The organism is Vibrio makurazakiensis (genome assembly GCF_050337375.1).
In the GTDB taxonomy this organism is placed as follows: domain Bacteria; phylum Pseudomonadota; class Gammaproteobacteria; order Enterobacterales; family Vibrionaceae; genus Vibrio; species Vibrio makurazakiensis.
The window spans coordinates 1-3,602 of sequence record NZ_JAKJSW010000310.1 but is presented as its reverse complement, the minus strand read 5'-3'; the positions used below and the strand labels follow the sequence as shown (position 1 = coordinate 3,602).

Annotated in this window: 5 protein-coding genes; 2 read left to right on the top strand and 3 right to left on the bottom strand. The window is 43.4% G+C overall.

Annotated elements, in window-relative coordinates; genetic code table 11:
• The coding region (locus L4C33_RS20540) for an EAL and HDOD domain-containing protein (protein ID WP_428814253.1) at positions 1-1,202 on the top strand (1,202 nt) is incomplete at its 5' end.
• A 64-nt stretch (positions 1,203-1,266) separates the two neighbouring features.
• On the top strand, positions 1,267-1,776 hold the full coding sequence (locus L4C33_RS20535) for a YchJ family protein (RefSeq protein ID WP_428814252.1): 510 nt from the start codon (positions 1,267-1,269) through the stop codon (positions 1,774-1,776).
• Positions 1,777-1,863: 87 nt separating this feature from the next.
• Here the strand turns inward: L4C33_RS20535 and hisIE are convergent, their stop codons facing one another.
• The 3 genes from hisIE to L4C33_RS20520 all read right to left on the bottom strand — a co-directional run.
• Entirely contained in the window at positions 1,864-2,499 is a 636-nt protein-coding gene (gene hisIE, locus L4C33_RS20530; RefSeq protein ID WP_428814251.1) for a bifunctional phosphoribosyl-AMP cyclohydrolase/phosphoribosyl-ATP diphosphatase HisIE, read from the bottom strand.
• A complete protein-coding gene (hisF, locus tag L4C33_RS20525; RefSeq protein WP_428814250.1) occupies positions 2,496-3,269 on the bottom strand; it encodes an imidazole glycerol phosphate synthase subunit HisF in 774 nt (257 codons plus the stop codon). Before hisF ends, hisIE begins: the two co-directional genes overlap by 4 nt.
• Positions 3,251-3,602 (bottom strand): HisA/HisF-related TIM barrel protein (locus tag L4C33_RS20520; RefSeq protein ID WP_428814249.1); only part of this gene is annotated, 352 nt, incomplete at its 5' end. The genes L4C33_RS20520 and hisF, both read right to left, overlap by 19 nt.

The window sequence follows — 3,602 nt, the reverse complement described above, 5'->3', positions numbered from 1 at the left end:
CATACGTCGCTCGTCAGCCTATATTAGATAGAAACAAAAAAACGATCGGTTACGAATTGTTGTTTAGAGACGGTCCAAAAAATACTTTCCCGGAAGTTGAACCAGAGCTAGCTACAAGTCGTTTGCTTTCTGATCACTTCTTATCGACCCATTACGGGACGCTTGGTGACAAATTAGGGTTTGTAAACTTTCCTTATAAAAGCCTCATTAACCAAGTCCCTACTCTATTCCCAAAACAGAGTATGGTGATTGAAGTATTAGAAGACTGCGAACCAACTGATGAATTACTAGAGGCAATTAAAACGCTTTTTGAAGCGGGCTATACCATTGCGCTCGACGACTTTGTTCCTAGCAAAGCATGGAAACGCTTTTTACCTTATATCTCGATCATTAAATTTGATATTCAGATAGTGTCTATTGCTAAGGCATCTATGTTTATGTCGACTTTAAAAGGGCTGGATATTGAGTTTCTTGCAGAAAAAGTAGAAACATACGAAGACTATAAAGAGGCAAAAGATGCCGGTTTTAGTTACTTTCAAGGCTACTTTTTTAGCAAACCTGAAATGCTCCAACGCCGTGCATTGAACCCAGCATTCTTAACTATCATTCAGCTTTGCAAAGAGATTTCACACGAACCGGTTAACTTTAAAGAAGTTGAACGCTTAATCAGTCTCGATGTAACTTTATCGTATAAATTGCTGACATACGTAAACTCAGCTTATGGTTCCGCTACTAAGATCCGTTCATTCCGCCAAGCCGTCGTTTTCCTTGGTGAGCAAAAATTGCGTAAGTTCGTCTCTTTGGTTGCTATCGCATCAGCTCAAGAAGACAAACCAGACTCGTTATATGGACTCGCTATTTTGCGCGCCAGACAGTGTGAAGTGCTGATTGAAGGAATGAGCTCTGATAGCGATACTGGTCATGCGTTTCTAACGGGCATGTTCTCTTTGTTGGACTCCCTGCTTGATTTACCATTAGAAGAAGTCGTAAATTCCATTCCAATTGATGATGAAATCAAAGTTGCCCTTCTTAAGAAAGAAGGCGTTCTAGGCGACGTGCTAGCAATGGTTATCGCATACGAACAAGCAGACTGGACTTTAGCTGGAAAGATTAGCGAAAAGCTCAAGCTATCGGAGTCCCAGTTAGGGGAAGCATACGATGAAGCGACAACCTGGACTCAAGAGCTCTTGTCTCAAGCCTAAGTAATCCTATACACTTCGACAAATTCTGGCCTCATTGAGGCCATTTTTATTGGGAATTCCTACCATGTCATTATGTCCTTGCGGCAGCAAAAAAACGTATTCAGACTGCTGTGAAGTCGCACACTTAGATCACAGCCTAGTCACAACACCAGAGCAGTTAATGCGATCTCGCTATTCAGCGCACCCTCTTGGCTTAGTCGACTATGTCGTAAAGACTTACCATCCTAGTTGCCAAGCAGAGCAGCAGCGTGATGGTATTGCAGATTCAATTAATAGCGATTGGTGCGGCCTTGAAGTCATTTGCGCAGAAAGTAGCGACAATGAAAATGAAGGCTATGTGGAGTTTAAAGCGTATTTCAACGATGACGGTCAGCAGTATTGCATGCAAGAACGCTCGCGTTTTGTAAGAGAGAACAACCTTTGGTATTACATTGACGGTACATTTCCTGAACAGGAAAGTGAATTGGAAAACATTGACCCTCGGCTAAACCAAACCATTGAAAGCTTTAAGATTGGTAGAAACGATCCATGTATTTGCGGCAGTGGTAAAAAATATAAGAAGTGTTGCGGCTGACCTTTGAGATACGTTTCGTGCACAGAACTATATTTGGCGACTAAAAAAGGCTTCCACATGGAAGCCTTTTTAATTAAATAAGCACTATTACTTATGGCGCTCTTTTAACTTGTTCACTACATCATCCATAGACAAGCCCTGGTCTTGAAGTAAAACAAACAAGTGATAGATTAGGTCAGCAGATTCGCAAACTAGCTCCGCCTTATCGCCCGACGTCGCCGCAAGCGCAACTTCAACGCCTTCTTCGCCCACTTTTTGCGAAATACGTTTGGTGCCACGGGCATATAAGCTGGCAGTATAAGAAGACTCAGGATCGGCGTCCTTGCGGGCAGCCAATAGCTGCTCAAGTTGATGAAGCCACACCATTTGAGACTCTTCTTGTTTATCTGCATCCCAACATGTCGTTGTTCCTGTGTGGCAAGTGGGTCCAATCGGGTTTACCTTAACCAGTAGAGTATCGTTATCACAATCCAACGAAATATTCTTTAATTGCAATACGTTGCCAGAGGTTTCACCTTTAGTCCAAAGACGTTCTTTGGTACGAGAAAAGAAGGTAACCTGCCCTGTTTGTCCTGTTTTCTCCAACGCTTCAGGGCTCATATAGCCCATCATAAGCACTTGTGCTGACTGAAAATCTTGAACWACCGCAGGAACTAAGCCATCCACTTTTTGCCAATCAATACGCTCTGAAAGCGTTGCTACATCTTCTAATGCAAAACTCATAAGCGGATCTCCACATCTTGTTGTTTAAGGTACTGTTTCAATTCACCAATATTKATGACTTGTTTATGAAATACTGACGCAGCCAAGGCACCGTCTACATTGGTCTTTTTGTAAGCTTCTGCAAAGTGCTCCATAGCACCAGCACCACCCGATGCGATTAACGGAACATTACATACCTCACGTACCATGTTCAGCTGTTCAATATCGTAACCATTGCGCACGCCATCCTGGTTCATCATGTTCAACACAATCTCACCAGCGCCACGCTTTTGCACTTCTTGCACCCAATCTTTGGTTTCCCATTTGGTCGCTTTAGTACGAGCTTCATCACCTGTGAATTGGTAAACCTGATACTTACCTGTTTCTTTATCAAAGTACGAATCAATACCCACGACAATACACTGCACGCCAAATTTGTCGGCTAGCTCAGTGATAAGTTCAGGGTTAGCTAGTGCCGGTGAGTTAATAGAAACTTTATCCGCACCAAACTCCAGAATACGCGCTGCATCTTCAGCTGACTTAATACCACCAGCTACACAGAACGGGATGTCAATTACCTCAGCAACACGCTTAACCCAGCTTTTATCAACGACACGGCCATCACTTGATGCTGTGATATCGTAAAAAACTAACTCATCAGCGCCCTCTTCAGCGTAGCGTTGTGCTAGCGGAACGATGTCACCAATAATTTCGTGGTTGCGGAATTGAACCCCCTTCACCACTTGTCCGTCACGGACATCCAAACAAGGAATTATTCGCTTTGCCAGCATGCAAATGCCTCCTCTGCGGTGAACTTGCCATCAAGCAATGCACGACCAACGATCACACCAGCAACACCGCTGCCTTTTAGTGCTTCAATATCAGCTAAGCTACCAATACCACCAGATGATTGGAATTGCACTTGCGGATACTGCTTACAAAGATCAACATAGAGCTCTACGTTTGATCCTTCTAGCGTGCCATCGCGTGAAATATCAGTACACAGAACGTGTTTAAGGCCGACTGTTAGGTAATCTTCAATCAAGGCTTCAATTGTCACACCGGAGTCTTCTTGCCAACCTGAAATAGCGACTTTACGAGTGCCCAATTCATCAATATTAATG

Excerpts from the sequence above, each read along its gene's own strand:
- L4C33_RS20535 (WP_428814252.1), top strand. The coding sequence starts at position 1,267 with ATGTCATTATGTCCTTGCGGCAGCAAAAAAACGTATTCAGACTGCTGT.